Origin of the sequence: Leucobacter chironomi DSM 19883 (assembly GCF_000421845.1) — a bacterium.
Classification (GTDB): Bacteria; Actinomycetota; Actinomycetes; order Actinomycetales; family Microbacteriaceae; genus Leucobacter; species Leucobacter chironomi.
Genome location: NZ_ATXU01000001.1, coordinates 23,152 through 40,408, shown reverse-complemented (window position 1 = coordinate 40,408; position 17,257 = coordinate 23,152). Strand labels below are relative to the sequence as shown.

Sequence of the window (17,257 nt, the reverse complement as noted above, 5' to 3'; positions counted from 1 at the left end):
AGTCGAGACGTCAGAAGCGGATCGGGGTTCCGGCGGCCACGCCGACACGGCGCTGCAGGGCGTCGTCGGCGACCGCGCGCGGATCCGCCGTCTCGTCCACCGCGATGCCGAGCGATCGCAGCGCCTCGGCCTCGGCCCCGCCGAGATCGAGCACCAGTGCGGTGACCGCCTCCGACAGCGGCCCCTCGAGCCCCGCGACGGCTCGGGCGAGCGCGGATCGCACGGCCTTGCCCAGCGCGACAGCGTCATCCGCCCCCGCAGCGGCCCCGACCTCGGCGCTCGCGTAGTTCACGCCGTCGCCGGAGAGCGCCTCGGCCACGACCGTGCCCCCGCTCAGGCGGGCGTGCAGTTCGAGCACGCTGCTCGACGCCGCGGGCGTCGTCGTGAAGGGGAGCGGAATACCGGGGGCGGCCCCGGCGCCCGCGTCGTGAGAGTGCTCCGACGCCGCCGAACCGCCGTTGAAGGTGAACTTCAGATCCATGCCCACCAGCCTACGCCCGCCTCCAGGCCCGGCCGACCGCACCCGGCACGATGTCCGCTCGGCGCCCGTCCTCGACCCGCATCTGCCCGCGCCTCGCTTGCTTCTGGAACGGCGTTCGTTCCCGGCTCAGCGCTTGCTCTCGGCTCAGGCTTGCTCCGGATTCCGGATTCCGGATTCCGGATTCCGGGCTCCGGGCTCCGGACTTCGGCCTCTGGCCTCCGGGCCGCGCGCCCGCTCTCAAACGCGGCCGTGCTTTCCTGGACTCGCCGTCTCTGCAGCGGTCGTTCTTGCTGTGATCGTTGCTGCTGGCAGCCGCGACCGCCGCTGCCTAACGCCAATCGGGGTCACTTCTGGTCGCGTGTCGCTCTGCGACACGGCAAAGAGTGACCCCGATTTGCGGGGCCGGGGAGGACGTCCGGTCTGGCAGGCCCGGTGTGGACGCAGCGAATGCGGCGGATCCGGAATGCCAGCGTTGGTCCGCTGCGACCGCGCGGCCCTGCGGTCCCGCGACCGCGCGGCCCTGCCACGGCGCGGCCCTGCCACGGCGCGGCCCTGCGCCCGCGCGGCCCTGCGCCCGCGCGGGAGCCGGTCGCGGTTCCACGTGGTCGCGCCGGAAGCACGAGCGCCGGAAGCACGGGCGCCGGAAGCACGAGCGCAGGAAGCACGGGCGTGCGAGAAGCACGTCAGATACGGGCGATCTCCTGCCGGGGGCGCACGGCGAGGTCCGTGATCTGCACGTCGGCGGGTGCGTCGACGACGAAGCGCACGGCGCCTGCCACGGAGGAGGGCCGGATGTAGCGTTCGGGCGTGTAGGCGTCGGCGGGGATCAGCCGGCGCAGCATGTCGGTGTCGGTCTGGCCGGGGGCGATGGTCGCGACGCGCACGCGGTGGGGCTCCTCATCGATGCGCAGCACATCGGCGACGGCGCGGAGCGCGTGCTTCGCCGCGGTGTAGATCGCGTTGCCCGGCACGGGCCTGGTGCCGGCTCCGGAGCCGATGAAGATCACGGTGCCCTGCGCCTCGCGCAGCAGCGGCAGCGCGTGCTTCGTGATGAGCGCGGGCGCGACCACGTTGACGGACAGCTGCTCGTTCCAGTCGTCGGCGCTCGCGTCTGCGACGGCGCGCTGCTGCGAGACCGCCGCTGCGTGCACGAGCACATCGAGGCGGTCGAGCCCCGCGATCCGCTGTGCGAAGGCTTCCTCCTCGGTCACGTCGAGTCGCCACGTCTCGGCGCCGGTCTCGTGCGCGACGGCGTCGAGCCTCGCAGCGTCGCGTCCGACTGCGACGACGCGGTGGCTGCCGGCGAGTTCGCGGGCGATCTCGCGGCCCATGCCGCTCGATGCGCCGGTGATGATGGCGACGGGCCGGGGGTCAGGCATGGAGTGCTCCTTCGAGTTCGGGGTGCGGGTCGGTGCCGCGGGCCGGCCGGGTGCGCGCGAGCGCGATCCCGAGTGCGCTGCGCGCGATCCTGTCGGTCTCCCGCAGCATGGGCGGATCGGTGCCGGGCATGGGGCTGATGATAGTGCCGTGCAGTTGTTCGTCGACGGGGATGCCGGCGACGTGAACGGCTGGATCGAGGGCGCCGTCGCGGCCGATGAGCCGTCCGCTGGCGAAGTCGATGTCGAAGGCGCCCGTGACGAGCGGGGCGCCGTCTCGTGCGGCCACCCGGAAGGGGCGTGCGCGGCCGGCGTCGAGGAGGCTGCGGGCCAGCGGGTCGGTCGTCTCGTCGAGACGGTGGAAGTGCATCCAGCCGTCGACGAGGGCGGGCGCGACGACCCGGGAGCCCGCGACCCGCGGCGACTCGACGACGAAGCCCTCGTCGCCGACGTGCACCGAGGCGTGCGGACCCACGAAGCGGGCGAGGCCGGCGTCGGCGAGCGCCAGCAGCTGGCGGTTCCGGAACGCGGGCGGCCCGGATCCGACCATGCCTCCGAGCGAGGTGAGGAGGGCGTAGCCCGAGCCGCGCGACTCGGCGTCGAATCCGCCGAGGGCGCCGATCCGGGCGGCAGCGCCGCGCGCCGCGCTGATCGACCAGAGTCCGGCTTTCACCGCGCTGTCGCGCCCCAGCTCGGCCTCGTGCAGGTCGGCCGCGGTGCGCTCGCGCACGAAGGCGTCGAACTCGGCGGGTGAGGCGAAGTCGCGCTCGGCCGGGTGCATCTCGCCGAGCAGGTCGAAGCGGTCGGCGGGGTCGGGGATGAAGGGCGCGACGGCGGCGGCGATGCGGGCGGGGGCGCGGTCGAGGTCGTCGCCGCCGGGGGCAGGGTCGGGGGTCGCGGCCCGCAGCAGCTCGTCGAGGGTTTGGGCGATCGCGTCGCGGATCTCCTGCGGCGTCCCGGTCACCGCGGCGGGCCGCACCCGGTGCAGCGTCTCGGCGTGGTCGATGAAGGCGTCGGCGACGATGCGGGGCCAGACCGCGCGGTCGAAGTCGATCGGTCGGTGGGCCGCAGCCCAGTCGACGCCGAGCAGCAGACGCTGCTCCGGACTCGGCGGGAGGGACCGGTAGAGCGATTTTGCGCGGAACGGGACGCCGCGGTGCGAGGTGGCGTGCAGCACGGGCTCACGGCCAGACGGCAGGTAGCGCAGACCGTGGCTGGCTTCAGGATCGGGCACGAACTCGCCGCCGCGGCCGAGCGTGAGCAGCGCCATGGCGTCGAAGAATCCCATGCCGAGTCCGCGCACGATGGCGGGCTCGCCGGCGGGCACCCGGCTCAGATCCTGCTCGACGGGGCTCGCCGGACGCACCCAGACGAGCTCGGGCCGCCGCTCCAGCTCATGCGAGAGGGCGCGCTCGGCGGGGGTGTCCGAGCGGGGCATCCAGCCGGTGGCGAGGATGACGGCGTCGGCCTCGATCCACCGCCCGCCGTGGGCGCCCGGCGACGCGAGCTCGACGCGCTCGCGTGCGCCGTCGCGCTCGATGCCGATGGCACTCGTGCGGTGGCGGATCACGCGCGCCCCCGGCGGGAGCGCGGCGACGGCCCGTTCGTAGCACCAGCTCAGGTACTCGCCGTAGAGGGCACGGCTGGGGTGCGACTCCGGCAGCGTCGCCTCGAGCTCGTCGCGGTAGTCGACGGCGAGTTCCGGGCGGGGCGGGAAGGCCGAGAAGGCCGCGAGGTGGGCGTCGGGGATTCCGGAGACGGTCTCGGTGGTGCGGTCCGAGGGGAACCCGGCGTGCAGGCTCAGCACGCTCCACTCGTAGAGGGTGGGGCCGGGGATCACGGGACCGGAGACGGTGCTGCCCGGTTCGGTGAACAGCGTCACGGCGTGCGAGAGCGTGTTCATGCACAGTTCGCGGTGCTGATCGGGGCGCCAGATCCTGCCCGCCCCGGAGGGTGCCGGATCGATGACGTGCACGTCGATCGGCGGCGCATCGTCGCCCAGTTGGGCGCCGATGCGTTCGATGAGCGAGGCGCCGCGCGGGCCGGCTCCCACGATCGCGATGGTGGCTCGGTTCGCAGTGGACATGGTTCCGTTATAGGCCCGTTCGCCGTGAGAAGGGGCGGCAGATGACCGAATGTGACGGCTCGACGGCCGATCGTCGGAGCGTGTCATGTGTGAACTTCTGTTACGCGGCGACTTTCACTGGTGTTATGCGAGCCATAACAATAGCTTTCGGTGCGAGGTTCGCACCGAATCCTGAAACGGCGGATCGCCGGTCGCGATCCACCCCTGACCATCACGAGGAGTACCCCATGAGAACACGCCGTATCGCCTGGATCGGAGCGCTGGCCGCCGTCGCGATCGCGATGACCGGCTGCTCCGCGAGCGGGGGGAACGACAACGGCGCGGACGGCGGCGGCACCCTCACCTACCTCGAACCGCAGACCTGGAACACGCTCTACCCGCCGGCCGGCGGCTTCTACCCCAACGGGGGCGTGCTCAACCAGATCACCGACCGCCTGCTCTACCAGAACCCCGAGACCCTCGAGCTCGAGCCCTGGATCGCCGCGGAGCTGCCCGAGATCAACGCCGACGCCACCGAGTACACCTTCACGCTGCGCGAGGGGGTCACCTATTCCGACGGCACGCCGCTCGACGCCGAGAACGTCGTGAAGAACTTCGACCTCTTCGGCAAGGGCGACACCGACCGCGCACTCTCCGTCTCGGAGGCGATCAACAACTACGATCACGGCGAGGCCGTCGACGAGCGCACCGTCAAGTTCTTCTTCACCGCCCCGTCGCCCGGCTTCGCGCAGGCCGTCTCGACCATCAACTCCGGCCTGCTCTCGAACGCCACGCTCGACCGCAGCAACGAGGAGTTCGGGCCGGGCAACGCGGCCGACATCGTCGGCAGCGGGCCGTTCGTGATCGACGACGAGAAGATCGGAGCCGAGCTCTCGCTCACCACCCGCGACGACTACGACTGGGCGCCGCCGTCGCTCGAGCACCAGGGCGCCGCGCAGATCGACGGCGTCGACTTCATCGTCGCCGGCGAGGCGAGCGTGCGCGTGGGCACCGTCACCTCGGGGCAGGCCGACATCGCCCGCACCATCCCCGCCCCCGACGAAGCGCAGTTCGACGCCGACGGCCTCGAACTGGTCGCCGCCTCCACCAACGGCGTGAACAACAGCCTGAGCTTTCGCTTCGCGCACCCGCTGCTGCAGGACATCCGGGTGCGTCAGGCGCTCATCGCCGGCATCGACCGCGAGGAGATCGTCGACACCCTGTTCAGCGACAGCTACCCGCTCGCGACCGGCATCCTCGCGAAGACCGCGCTCGGCTACACCGACACCTCCGACGACTACGCCTACGACCCCGATCGCGCAGCGCAGCTGCTCGACGAGGCCGGGTGGACCGTCGGCAGCGACGGCATCCGCGAGAAGGACGGCGAGAAGCTCGTGCTCACCTTCAACGAGGCGCTGCCGCAGCCTCGCTCCAAGGAGGTCGTCACCCTCATCCAGGAGCAGCTGGGTGAGATCGGCGTGGGCGTCGAGCTCTTCGCCGGCGACCAGGCCGCGCAGGACGCAGCGCGCCTCGAACTCGACACCATCCAGGTCTACCACTCCATGGTCGGACGCGCCGACTTCGACGTGCTCAAGTCGCAGTTCTTCTCCACGAACCGCAACGCGCTGCTCAACCTCGACCCCGCCACGAAGGAGCTGCACGACGCCGAACTCGACGGGCTGCTCTCGCAGATCGCGTCGGTGCCGACCACCGAGGAGCGCCAGCAGGCCTCCGCGGCCGCCCAGCAGCGTCTCGCCGAGCAGGCCTACGTGCTGCCCCTCTTCGAGGAGCCGCAGGTGTTCGGGCTGCGTTCGCAGGTCGAAGGCTTCAAGACCGAGTCGATCGGTCGGCCGTCGTTCTACGAAGTGACGCTGCAGCGATGACCCGAGGCGCAGTGCTGCGACGTGTAGGCCAGGCCGTGCTCGTGCTCTGGCTGGCCTACACGGGCGCCTTCGTGCTGCTCGCGGCGCTGCCCGGAGACGCGGTGATGGCCCGGTTCGGCAACCCCGACCTGGGCCTCACCCCGGATCAGCTCGAGCAGATCCGGGCCTCGTACGGCGTCGATCGCCCGCTGATCGTGCGCTACTTCGAATCGATCGGCGCGTTCCTGAGCGGCGACCTCGGCTATTCGGTGCAGAGCGGCGCGTCCGTCTCCGACCTGCTCGCCGAGGCGCTGCCCTCGACGCTGACGCTCGCGGGCCTCGGGCTCGCGGGCGCCGTGTTCCTCGCCGTGGTCATCGCCTTCACCGCCTCATACGGCAAGGGCGCGTGGCTGCGACGGCTGTTCCGCAACCTGCCGCCGCTGTTCGTGTCGGTGCCGGTGTTCTGGATCGGCATCGTGCTGGTGCAGATCTTCTCGTTCCAGTTGGGGCTCGTCCCCGTCATCGGCGCGAGCGATGCGCAGGCGCTCATCCTGCCCGCGCTCACCCTCACGATCCCCATCGCCGCGCCGCTCGCGCAGGTCTTCCTGCGCAGCATCGACGAGGTGCGCGAGCAGCCCTTCGTGTCGGTCGTGAAGGCGCGGGGCGCCAGCACGAGCTGGCTGCTGTGGCGCGGCGTCGCCCCCAACGCGCTGCTGCCGGTGCTCACCATGGCGGGTCTGCTCTTCGGCGAGCTGGTCGGCGGGGCGATCGTCACGGAGGCCGTCTTCGGCCGCACCGGCATCGGCAGCCTCACCGCCCAGGCCGTCGCGAACCGCGACACCCCGGTGCTGCTCGCGGTCGTGGTGATCGCGACTGTGGTCTACGTCACCATCAACCTCATCGTCGACCTGCTCTACCCCGTGCTCGATCCGCGCCTGCGCCAGGCGCGGGGCCGCACGCGGGCCGCCGGCACCGGGAGCGCGGCCCAGCCCGCATCCGACACCCACGAACCCTCAGGAGCACCGCGATGACCGCCGTCGAAACCGCGACGGGCCTCGGCCCGGCAAGCGGAAGCCCGAGCGCCGTGCGATCCGCGGCCCCCTGGAGGGCGCTGCTGCGGCCCGGCCTGATCGTGCCGCTCCTGGTGCTGCTCATCGCACTCGCGTGGGCCGTCGCTCCCGGGCTCTTCACCTCGCAGAGCCCCACGGAGACCGTCGCCCCCGCGCTGCAGGCGCCGAGCGCCGAGCACTGGTTCGGCACCGATGCGACCGGCCGAGACCTCTTCTCGCGGGTCGTGCACGGCGCCTCCCAGTCGATCTCGGCCGCGCTGCTCGCGGTGTTCGTGGGCTTCGCCTTCGGAACGCTCATCGGCGTCTCGGCGGGCGCCGTCGGCGGCTGGATCGACGACGTGTTCATGCGTCTCGTCGAGGTGCTGCTCGCGATCCCCACCCTGCTGCTCTCGCTCAGCGTGGTGATCCTGCTCGGCTTCGGCACCGCGAACGCGGCGATCGCGGTCGGCGTCACCTCGGTGGCGGTGTTCGCGAGGCTGTCGCGCTCCCAGGTGATGAGCGTGCGGGCCAGCGAGTTCGTCGAGGCCGCGTACGGCTCGGGCGGCACCTTCTTCAGCGTGCTGCGCCGGCACGTGATCCCGAACTCGCTCACCCCTGTGATCGCGCTCGCCGCCCTGCAACTGGGATCCGCCATCCTGCAGATCTCCACTCTCGGATTCCTCGGTTACGGGGCACCGCCGCCCACCCCCGAGTGGGGACTGCTCATCGCCGAGGGCCGCAACTACGTCGCCACCGCCTGGTGGCTGACGACCCTGCCCGGCCTCGTCGTGGTGCTCATCGTGGTCGCCACCAACCGGCTCAGCCAGGCCATCAGCTCAGGAGGACGATCATGAGCGAGCAGCCACTGCTCAGCATCCGCGATCTCGCGGTGCGGTACCGCACCCGTCACAGCCACGTCGACGCGGTGCGCGGCGTGAGCTTCGACATCGAGGCCGGCAAGGTCACGGCGGTCGTGGGGGAGTCCGGGTCGGGCAAGACCACCGTCGCCCAGTCGGTGATCGGCCTGCTCGCGTCGAACGGCAGCATCTCTCGGGGGTCGATCCTGCTGAATGAGCGCCGTCTCGGCACGACCGAGCTGGTGGGGCTCTCGGAGCGGCGCTGGCAGGATCTGCGCGGCCGCTGCGTGGGGCTCATCCCGCAGGACCCCGGCAACTCGCTCAACCCCGTGCGCACCGTGGGGCACTCGATCAGCGAGTCGTTGCGCATCCACGGCCGCCCGAGCCGGGAGGAGGTGCGCGAGCGGGTGCACGCCCTGCTCGAACAGGTCGGCATCGACGATCCGGTGCGCCGCGCGAAGCAGTACCCGCACGAGTTCTCGGGCGGCATGCGGCAGCGGGTGCTCATCGCGGCCGCCATCGCGAACAACCCCGAACTGATCATCGCGGACGAACCCACCTCGGCGCTCGACGTCACCGTGCAGCGCACCGTGCTCGACCTGCTCGACACGCTGCGACGCGAGACCGGCACGGGCGTGCTGTTCATCACGCACGATCTTGCTGTGGCGGCGGATCGCGCCGACAGCGTCGTGGTGATGCGCGGCGGCGAGGTGCAGGAATCCGGACCCAGCGATCGCGTGCTCGCCCAACCCGAGTCGGAGTACACGAAGCGGCTCATGCACGATGCGCCCTCCTTCGGCCGTGTCGTCGACCGCGCCGTCGACCTGGACGGTGAGCGGGCGGTCGTGGCGGATGGTGAGCGTGAGAGCATCGAGCTGTCGTCCGCGATCGGCGGGGATACGGCGCGCCGGGATGCCCTGGGTGCGGCGGGTCTGACGATCACCGTGGCGGATCGCGACCCGGGTGCGGATCGCGGCCCGGGTGCGGATCGCGCGGCGAGCGCGGACCTAGCATCGGGCGCGGTCGCCGCACCGCCCCTGCTGGAGGTGCGCGGGCTGCGTCAGGAGTTCGGGCACGGCCCCGACGCCTTCGTGGCCGTCGACGACGTCTCCTTCACGGTGGCCCGGGGCACCACGCACGCGCTGGTCGGGGAGTCCGGATCCGGCAAGACCACCACCGGTCGCGCGATCGCCGGCTTCGCGAAACCCACCGCGGGCAGCATCCGCATCGACGCCGGTGCGACCGCTGGTTCCGCGGCCGGACCTTCCGCGGCCGGGCCTTCCGCGGCCGGACCTTCCGCGGCCGGCTCCGGCACGATCCGCTCTTCCGCGGCCGGCTCCTCCGCGCGCGGCCCTGTCGAAGTCACGACCCTGCGCGGTCGGGCGCTGCGCGAGTTCCGCCGCACCACCCAGCTCGTCTACCAGAACCCGTACGGCTCGCTCGATCCGCGGCTCTCGATCGGGCAGACGCTCGCCGAGCCGCTGCGCAACTTCGCGATCGGGTCGCGGAGCGACCAGGCCGACCGGGTGGCCCACGCGCTCGAACTCGTCGCCCTGCCCGCCGACTTCGCGCATCGCCAGCCCCGGGAACTCTCCGGCGGTCAACGGCAGCGCGTCGCGATCGCCCGCGCGCTCATCGTGGAACCCGAACTCGTGGTGCTCGACGAAGCGGTGTCAGCGCTCGACGTGACGGTGCAGGCGCAGATCCTGCGGCTGCTCGCCCGACTGCAGGCCGAGCTGGGCCTCACCTACGTGTTCATCTCCCACGACCTCGCAGTGGTGCGTCAGATCGCCGACACCGTGTCGGTGCTGCAGCGCGGCCGGCAGGTCGAGCACGGCGACACCGAAGAGGTCTTCGGCAACGCCCGTCATCCGTACACGCGCCAGCTCATCGACGCGATCCCTGGCGCCTCGCTCGCCTCGGGCCACTGGGTGATCTGAGGCGACGCGGTGCGGAGGCGGATCCCGCACCCGGCCGTCGCGATCCGACTGCTCCATCTTCATCTCCTTTCGAACGGAATCCCATGTCATCGAACACCCCGACCGTATCCCCGACCACCGACATCATCGACGCGCTCGCGGGCATCGCCCCCGGCGACACCCTCGACGAGGCGCGCAGGCGGCGGCCCGAGGCGCGCACCCACGCCCAGGGCAGCTTCGACGCGCTCTTCGTGCCAGACGACCCGTCCCACGTCACCCTCGCCGAGCGCGCAGCCGTGGCCCTCTTCGTGGCACGACTCCACCAGCAGGCGCCCGCGGTCGAGTTCTACGGAGCCCTGCTGCGCGAGACCGGCAAGGGCCTCGGCGCCGGCGCCGGCGAAGCGCTCGAGCCGCTGATCGTCGCCGAGGCGGAGCGCGCAGCGGGATCCGGGCCCTACGGCGCCTTCCGCGCCGACAACGCGCCCGAGAGCACCGAAGGCCCCGTCTACCGCGTCTCGTCGGTGGAGGCCGCCTACGCGCTCGGAGACCGCCTCGCCGCCGCGCTCGAACACGCCCACCTGCTCGTGCTGCACCCTCGCGACGCCGCGCGCGAGCCGCTGCAGCAGCTGCTCGACGCAGGCTGGAGCACCACCGGGGTCGTCACGCTCTCGCAGCTGGTCTCGTTCCTCACCTTTCAGTTGCGAGTCGTGCACGGGCTCGGACGGCTGAGCGCGGGCGAGGGCTCGGCGTCGCTGCCCGCGCTCGCCGCCGAGGTGGCGCGCGCAGCGGAAACCCGAACGGCCGACGGGAGCGCCGAAGCCGCGACCGCCGGCCCCGGAGAGCAGCTGCCCCCGGCCCCCGAGGTGCAGGAGCCGCCGCGGTTCACCCAGGAGGCGCTCGGCTGGAAGCCGTGGCTGGAACCGCTGCCCGTCGCCGAGTTCACCGAGCGCCACTACGACGCGCTCGTGCAGCGCGACCGCGTGCACATGCCCTACTTCAGGCTGCTCGCGCGGGACCCCGAAGCGCTCCGCGAGCGCACCCTGACCGACCTCGACATCTTCACCAACACCGACGCCGGGCTGCCCCGCGCCGAGCGCGAACTCGCGGCCGCCGCGGCGTCGCGCTTCAACGGCTGCGTCTTCTGCGCCTCGGTGCACGCGCGCTTCGCGAGCGAGAACGGCGCCGACCGCGCGGAGGTGCAGCGTCTGCTCGACGACGGGGTGTCGGTGCGGCTGTCGCCCCGGCTCGACGCGATCGTCGACGCGACCGTTGCGCTGACCGCCACGCCGTCGCGCTTCGGCGCGGCCGAGATCGCCGCGCTGCGGGAGGCGGGCCTCGACGAACTCTCGCTGCTCGACGTGATCCAGGCGGGGGCGTTCTTCAACTGGGCGAACCGCCTCATGCTCTCGATCGGCGAGCCCACGCTCTGAGCGCTGAAACGCCAGTGGGCCCCGCTTCCGAAGAAGCGGGGCCCACTGTGACGGATGCCGGAGCTTACGCCTGGGCGGCGAGGGTGTCCTCGAGCGCAGCCGAGGCGAGCTCGGGAAACGCCAGGGCGACGCCGTGGTTGGTGATGACGCCCTCGTGAGCGTTGAGGCCCTTGGCGAGCGACGCGTCGTCGTTCAGCGCCTTGACCCAGCCCTTGTCGGCGAGCGCGACGACGTAGGGGAGCGTCGCGTTGGTGAGCGCCGCGGTCGAGGTCTCGGGCACCGCGCCGGGCATGTTGGCGACGCAGTAGTAGATCGAGTTGTGCACCTCGAAGGTGGGGTTGTCGTGGGTGGTGGGCTTCGAGTTCTCGAAGCAGCCGCCCTGGTCGATGGCGATGTCGACGAGCACGGAGCCCTGCTTCATCTGCGCGACCATCTCGTCGGTGACGAGCTTCGGAGCCTTCTCGCCCGGGATCAGCACGGAGCCGATGACGAGGTCGGCGTCCTTGAGCGCCTCGGTGATGTTGTGCGCGTTCGAGGTGCGGGTCTGGATGCGACCGTTGAACTCGTCCTCGAGCTGCTTGAGGCGGGGGATCGCGATGTCGATCACGGTGACCTCTGCGCCCATGCCGTAGGCGATGCGGGCGGCCTGCTCGCCGGCAGCGCCGCCGCCGATCACGACGACCTTGCCGCGACGGGTCGCGGTCACTCCGCCGAGGAGGATGCCGCGGCCGCCGTTCGCCTTCATGAGCGAGTAGGCGCCGACCTGCACCGAGAGACGACCGGCGACCTCGGACATGGGGGCGAGGAGCGGCAGGCCGCGGTTGGGCAGCTGCACGGTCTCGTAGGCGATGGCGGTGGTGCCCGAGGCGAGCACGGCCTCGGTGAGGGCCTTCTCAGCGGCGAGGTGCAGGTAGGTGAAGAGCACCTGGCCCTTGCGCAGCTTGTCGTACTCGGAGGCGATGGGCTCCTTGACCTTGAGGATCATGTCCGAATCGGCCCAGACCTGGTCGGCGCTCTCGACGATCTTGGCGCCGGCGGCGGCGTACTCCTCGTCGGTGATGGCCGAGCCGAGGCCGGCGCCGGCCTGCACCAGCACCTCGTGGCCGCGGCGGGCCAGCTCGTAGACGCCCGCCTGCGTGATGGCGACGCGGTTCTCGTTGTTCTTGATTTCGGTGGGAATACCGACGCGCATGATCTGCTCCAGAGTGTTCGGAAGTGCGGTGTGGTCCGGACGCACCGCGACCCTCGGCAGAGGGATCGCGGCACGGGATGTCTTCGATTGTGCAGTATATTCGCTTTCCGCAAAAGAAACATGAATTCTCTTCGGAATTCATCGCTAAAGTGGGGGAGAACGGAGCGAAAACGGAGCTGTGATGACTGAGGATTCGAAGAATCTGCGCCCGGATATGGGTCTGGATCAGGTCGACCGCAAGATCGTGGAAGAACTGCAGACGAACGGGCGCATCACGAACGCCGAACTCGCGGAGCGCGTGGGCGTCGCCGCATCCACCTGCATCGCCCGCGTGCGCAGCCTCGTCACCCGCGGCATCATCACGGGCTTCACGGCCTCGGTCGATCCGCGCGCCATGGGGCTCGGGTTGCAAGTGCTCGTGAGCGTGACGGTGAGATCGGGCGCGCGGCAGCGGATCGCGGAGCTGAGCGAGGAACTGCGGTCGCTGCCCGAGGTGATGCAGCTCTTCTTCCTCGGCGGCGTCGAGGACTTCATCATCCATCTCGCCGCGCGGGACTCGGATCACGTGCGCGACTTCGTCATGGAGCACCTCTCGGCGCACCCAGCGGTCTCGTCGACGCGCACCAGCATCGTCTTCAGCCACCACCAGAACCCCGTCCAGGCCTGAGCTCGGCAGGCGCGGCGGCAGCCCGAGCCGCAGCAGGGCGGCCGCCGCGCCTCAGTGCGCCGTCGGGGGCAGCAGCCTCGTCTCGTAGGCGTCGAGCGCGAGCTCGGCGGCCCGGATGGCCTGCGAGCTGTAGCGCCCGATCGCGCGTTCTTCGAGCAGCGTCTCGCGCTGCGCCTCCAGGGCGAGCCTCACCAGCCGCTGGTAGGTCTGCGCCGGATGCTCGGCGCCCTGCGTCTCGACGGGCAGCGTGGGCGCGGCGGCCGCGGCGAGGGGGAGGAGCGCGCTGCGCGAGCTCGCGCGCGCCCGCTGCACCGCGATGTCGGTCTGCTCCTGCAGCCGGGGATCGAGGGGAGGTCGCGGATCATGCTCGGTCTCGCGCGCCCGCTCGTCTTCGCGCGCCTGCTCATCGATCGCCTCGTCGATGGCCTCGTCGGCGGCTTCGTAGAGGTCGCGGCTGAGCGAGATCAGCTCCTTCTTCTCCTGCCCGGTGCCGGCGCCGTCGGGCCAGAGCTTGCGGATGAACGCCGGAAGCGTGAGCCCGTGCAGCAGCAGGGTGATGACGGCGACCGCGAAGGCGGCGAGCACGATCTGCGGCCGGTAGGGGACGGTGGTGGGGATCGACTGCGCGGCGGCGAGCGTCACCACGCCGCGCATGCCGCTCCAGGAGAGCACGACGCCGTCGCGCCATCCGAGCTGCCGCTCGCGCTCGTGCTCGAGGTCGGCGGCCGAGCGCCGCGTGCGGATGTCGAGCTTGCGCAGTCGGTCGCGGAAGCGGCCGTCGTCTTTCTCGACCATGCCGGAGTTCTGCACACGCTCGGTGAGATGGTTGTAGCCGGCATTGCGCCGTTCGTAGCGTCGGGTCACTCGCTGCATGCCCGCGATGAGCGGCACCATGAACGCCGAACGGCAGAGGATGAGCAGCGCGACGAGCCCGAGCGCGAGCATGCCGATGTGGGGGAGTCGCAGCTCGCTCGCGCCGACCTGGGCCACGAGCGAGTGCAGCTGCAGGCCCATGATGAGGAAGACGCCGTTCTCGAGCAGGAACTGCACGGTGCGCCAGTTCAGCCGTTCGTTGGTGCGGGCCGAGGCGCTGAACCGCCGGGACGCGTGGTGGCCGGTGTAGAGGCCCGTGACGACGACGGCCAGCACGCCGGAGGCCTGCAGCTCCTCGGCCGGGATGAATGCGACGAAGGGCACGATGAACGAGATGATCGTGTCGTGCACCGGGCTGGTGAGCTTGGAGCGGATCCACACGGTGAGCGCGCCGATGATCAGCCCGACGACGAGGGCCACCACGACCGAATAGAAGAACGAGCCCGTCGCCGAGGAGAGCGCGAAGCTGCCTGCCACTGCGGCGATCGCGGTCTTCAGCAGCACGAGCGAGGTCGCGTCGTTGACGAGGCTCTCGCCTTCGAGGATGGAGACGACCCGCTCGGGCATGCCGAGTCGTTTGCCGATCGAGGTGGCCGCGACCGCGTCGGTGGGGCTGATGACGGCGCCGAGGGCGATCGCGGCGGCGAGCGGGATCGCCGGGACGAACCAGTGCACGAGGAATCCGACGGCGAGGGCCGAGATGACGACGAGCAGCACCGAGAGCCCGATGACGGGGCGGAAGTTGCGCCGGAAGTCGACGATCGGCACGTTGACCGCTGCGGCGTAGAGCAGCGGAGGCAGCACGACGAGGAGGATGATCTCGGGGTCGATGTCGATGAGCGGTACGAAGGGCAGATAGCCGATGCCGATGCCGATGACGACGAGCAGCAGCGGGGCCGCCACGCGGATCTTGCTGCCGACGATCGACGCTCCGACGAGGAGGATCACCGCGATCACTGAGAGGAGCCCGAATTCCATGGCTCTAGGCTCTCACGTCTGCGGCTCCGCCTGCTCGGGCGGCAGGCCCGGGCGGCGCGCCCCCGCACCGTCGCGGCACGGGGATCACGAGGGCACCGCCACGGTCTCGGCGAGGCTGAGCACGGGCGGCTGCTGGGTGTGGAAGGCGCCCCAGCGCGCGGCCGACGGTTCGAGGGCTCCGAGGTCGATGCGCGCCTCCGGGAAAGGTGAGAGCTCGAGCCCGGCGCCCTTCCGCGTGCCTCGCCGCCAGGTGCCGAGCACCCGGCCGTCGGCGACCACGGTCGCGAGGAACATGCCGTTACGGCCGGGCAGGATGCGGTCGAGGTGCTCGGGGTCGAGCTGCGCCTCGCGGTCGGTGTAGCCGAGCAGATGCTCGTCGAACGCGGGCAGTAGCAGCCACTCGGAGGTCTCGGCGGCGGCCCGGGAGAGCGGATCTCCGAGCAGTTCGGGATCGACCCAGAGCGCGCCCGCCGCACCCTCGACCGCGTCGAGCCGCAGCGGCACCAGGCGACCGCTCTCGGTTGCGAGCGCGATGGCGCGACGCGCCTCGCGCACGGTGAGGCCCGTCCACCAGGCGAGGTCGCGCTCGCGCACGGGGCCGCGGGCCACGGCGTATCCGGCCGCGAGCTCGGCGAGCGCGTCGTCGCCCTCGAGATCGCGGGCGTCGTGGATCCACTCGTCGGCCCGCACCAGCAGCGGCTCGGCGCCGCGCACGGGACCGAAGACGGCGAGCCCGTTCTGGCACAGCCACCAGATGAGGTGGTAGCGCCAGTTGCTGCTCCACTCGATGCCCGCGTCGGTCCAGGCGGCGGCAAGCGAGTCGCGGTCGAGCCCGCGGCCCTCGGCGGCGAGCCCGGTGAGGGCCTCCAGCGACACGTCGACCAGCCGGTCGAGCACTGCGTCGCTCATGCCGAGGAACTGCCTCCGCTTCGGTGCGCCGGCGAGCACGCGGTGGGAGGTGGCGCGCTGCATCCAGCCGATGTCCTCGGCCGCGACGACGTGGATGGTGCCGCGCATGGGCCACGAGCGCACGATGAGGCCCGCGTCGAAGGCCGCGTGCACGTCGGCGATCCCGGTGCCCGGCGCTCGCACCCCGAACGCCCAGCGGGAGGAGCGCCAATCCTGCCCCTGCGTCGCGAGCATGCGTCGCGCGACCGCCGCGATCCGCCGCGCCCCGTCGGCCTCGGATGCATCGGCGGGTTCCGCGCCCGCACCGGTGAGGCCCAGCGCGCGCATGCGCAGTCGCAGCAGCTCTGCTGCGGTGATCGTGTCGGTCATGCGGTCAGTGTAGACCGGGCCACCGACACTGATGCGATGGCCGCAACCGCCCCGGCTCCCGGCACCGACCCGGCTCCCGGCACCGGTGGGGTTGCCGGCCCTGTCAGAACCGGGCGCGGTGGTACGGGGCAGGCACGAGGCTCTCGGCGGAGGAGGCGCGCAGCTCGTGCGCCCACCGCAGCGGCAGGTGCGGGTCGGCGAGGAGGGGGCGCCCCACGAAGATCACATCGGCCTGCCCGGTGACGAGGATCGTTTCCGCCTGGGCGGCCGCCGTGATGAGCCCGACCGCTCCGATCGCGACCGCGTCGGCGGGGAGCTCGCGGCGCAGCCGTGCGGAGAGCGGGGTCTGGTAGGCGGGTCCGACCGGGATGGGCGCGGTCGGGGTGTTTCCGCCGGAGGAGACATCGATGAGATCGGCGCCGTCCTCGACGAGCCAGGCCGAGACCTGCTGCGCTTCGTCGGCGTCGAAACCGCCCGCGGTCCACTCGGTGGCCGAGATGCGCACGAGGATCGGCAGCTCGGGGTGGCGGATCCGGATCGCGCGCACGACCTCGCGCAGCAGCCGCGCGCGTCGTTCGAGATCGCCGCCGTAGCCGTCGCCGCGCAGATTCGAGAGCGGCGACAGGAACTCGTGCAGCAGGTAGCCGTGCGCGGCGTGCACCTCGACGGCGTCGAAGCCGGCGGCGACTGCGCGGTCGGCGGCCGCCGCGAACGACGCGACGACGCCCGCGATCTCATCGATCCCGAGCGCGCGGGGCGCCGTGAACTCGCCGAAGCCCACCTCTGAGGGGGCGACGGTCGGCCAACCGCCCGCGCCGATCGGGACCGAGCCGTCGGGCATGCCGGGCAGCCACGGCTGCGTCGAGGCTTTGCGCCCGGCGTGCGCGAGCTGCACCGCGATGCGGGCGCCGTGGGCGTGCGCGATCCCTGCGAGGCGGGCGAAGGCCGCGGTCTGCTCGTCGTTCCAGAGCCCCAGGTCTCGCGGAGAGATGCGGCCCTCCGGCGTCACGGCCGTCGCCTCGACGACCACGAGACCGGCCCCGCCGCGCGCGAGCGCGCCGATGTGCTGCAGATACCATTCGCGGGGCACGCCGTCCTGCTGCTCGACCGAGTACTGGCACATGGGGGAGGCCCAGAGCCGGTTGCGCACCTCGAGATCGCGGAGCCGGATGGGACGGAAGAGAATCGGATCTGCCATGTGCCGCAGTGTATCGGCCACCCCTGACGCTC

General features: G+C 71.7%; 13 protein-coding genes. 6 read left to right on the top strand and 7 right to left on the bottom strand.

Features of this window, described 5'->3' with window-relative positions; translation table 11 throughout:
* Positions 1-10: 10 nt before the first annotated feature.
* The 3 genes from H629_RS0100160 to H629_RS0100150 all read right to left on the bottom strand — a co-directional run bounded on the left by H629_RS0100160 (position 11) and on the right by H629_RS0100150 (position 3,943).
* Positions 11-481, bottom strand: a complete 471-nt coding sequence (locus H629_RS0100160; protein WP_024355331.1) for a hypothetical protein — start codon at positions 479-481, stop codon at positions 11-13.
* Positions 482-1,164: 683 nt separating this feature from the next.
* Positions 1,165-1,860, bottom strand: coding sequence for an SDR family oxidoreductase (locus H629_RS0100155; protein ID WP_024355330.1), 696 nt, complete (start codon positions 1,858-1,860; stop codon positions 1,165-1,167).
* Positions 1,853-3,943 carry an FAD/NAD(P)-binding protein gene (locus H629_RS0100150; protein ID WP_024355329.1) on the bottom strand — a complete coding sequence of 697 codons (2,091 nt, stop codon included), beginning with the start codon at positions 3,941-3,943 and terminating at the stop codon, positions 1,853-1,855. The genes H629_RS0100155 and H629_RS0100150 overlap by 8 nt, the downstream gene beginning before the upstream one ends.
* Before the next feature lie 227 nt (positions 3,944-4,170).
* Between H629_RS0100150 and H629_RS0100145 the strand changes: the two genes are divergently transcribed.
* The 5 genes from H629_RS0100145 (at position 4,171) to H629_RS0100125 (ending at position 11,039) form a co-directional block, all read left to right on the top strand.
* Positions 4,171-5,805 (top strand): TIGR04028 family ABC transporter substrate-binding protein, encoded by a 1,635-nt coding sequence (locus H629_RS0100145; RefSeq protein ID WP_024355328.1) that lies wholly within the window; start codon positions 4,171-4,173, stop codon positions 5,803-5,805.
* Positions 5,802-6,815: an ABC transporter permease gene (locus tag H629_RS0100140; RefSeq protein ID WP_024355327.1), complete on the top strand. Its 1,014-nt coding sequence runs from the start codon at positions 5,802-5,804 to the stop codon at positions 6,813-6,815. Before H629_RS0100145 ends, H629_RS0100140 begins: the two co-directional genes overlap by 4 nt.
* Positions 6,812-7,687 (top strand): ABC transporter permease, encoded by an 876-nt coding sequence (locus H629_RS0100135; RefSeq protein WP_024355326.1) that lies wholly within the window; start codon positions 6,812-6,814, stop codon positions 7,685-7,687. Before H629_RS0100140 ends, H629_RS0100135 begins: the two co-directional genes overlap by 4 nt.
* Positions 7,684-9,630 (top strand): dipeptide ABC transporter ATP-binding protein, encoded by a 1,947-nt coding sequence (locus H629_RS0100130; protein WP_024355325.1) that lies wholly within the window; start codon positions 7,684-7,686, stop codon positions 9,628-9,630. Before H629_RS0100135 ends, H629_RS0100130 begins: the two co-directional genes overlap by 4 nt.
* Before the next feature lie 83 nt (positions 9,631-9,713).
* The gene (locus tag H629_RS0100125) at positions 9,714-11,039 is read left to right on the top strand and encodes an alkylhydroperoxidase domain protein (protein WP_024355324.1); all 1,326 of its coding nucleotides are present in this window, start codon (positions 9,714-9,716) and stop codon (positions 11,037-11,039) included.
* A 64-nt stretch (positions 11,040-11,103) separates the two neighbouring features.
* Here H629_RS0100125 and ald read toward each other — a convergent pair whose 3' ends face one another.
* Positions 11,104-12,231 carry an alanine dehydrogenase gene (ald, locus tag H629_RS0100120; protein WP_024355323.1) on the bottom strand — a complete coding sequence of 376 codons (1,128 nt, stop codon included), beginning with the start codon at positions 12,229-12,231 and terminating at the stop codon, positions 11,104-11,106.
* A gap of 181 nt (positions 12,232-12,412) precedes the next feature.
* Between ald and H629_RS0100115 the strand changes: the two genes are divergently transcribed.
* Positions 12,413-12,898, top strand: a complete 486-nt coding sequence (locus H629_RS0100115) for an Lrp/AsnC family transcriptional regulator (RefSeq protein WP_024355322.1) — start codon at positions 12,413-12,415, stop codon at positions 12,896-12,898.
* Between the two features lie 51 nt (positions 12,899-12,949).
* Here H629_RS0100115 and H629_RS0100110 read toward each other — a convergent pair whose 3' ends face one another.
* The 3 genes from H629_RS0100110 to H629_RS0100100 form a co-directional block, all read right to left on the bottom strand.
* Entirely contained in the window at positions 12,950-14,749 is a 1,800-nt protein-coding gene (locus H629_RS0100110) for a cation:proton antiporter (RefSeq protein ID WP_024355321.1), read from the bottom strand.
* An 84-nt stretch (positions 14,750-14,833) separates the two neighbouring features.
* A complete protein-coding gene (locus tag H629_RS0100105; RefSeq protein WP_024355320.1) occupies positions 14,834-16,027 on the bottom strand; it encodes a winged helix DNA-binding domain-containing protein in 1,194 nt (397 codons plus the stop codon).
* Positions 16,028-16,130: 103 nt separating this feature from the next.
* Positions 16,131-17,225: an NADH:flavin oxidoreductase/NADH oxidase gene (locus H629_RS0100100; protein ID WP_024355319.1), complete on the bottom strand. Its 1,095-nt coding sequence runs from the start codon at positions 17,223-17,225 to the stop codon at positions 16,131-16,133.
* Positions 17,226-17,257 lie beyond the last annotated feature (32 nt).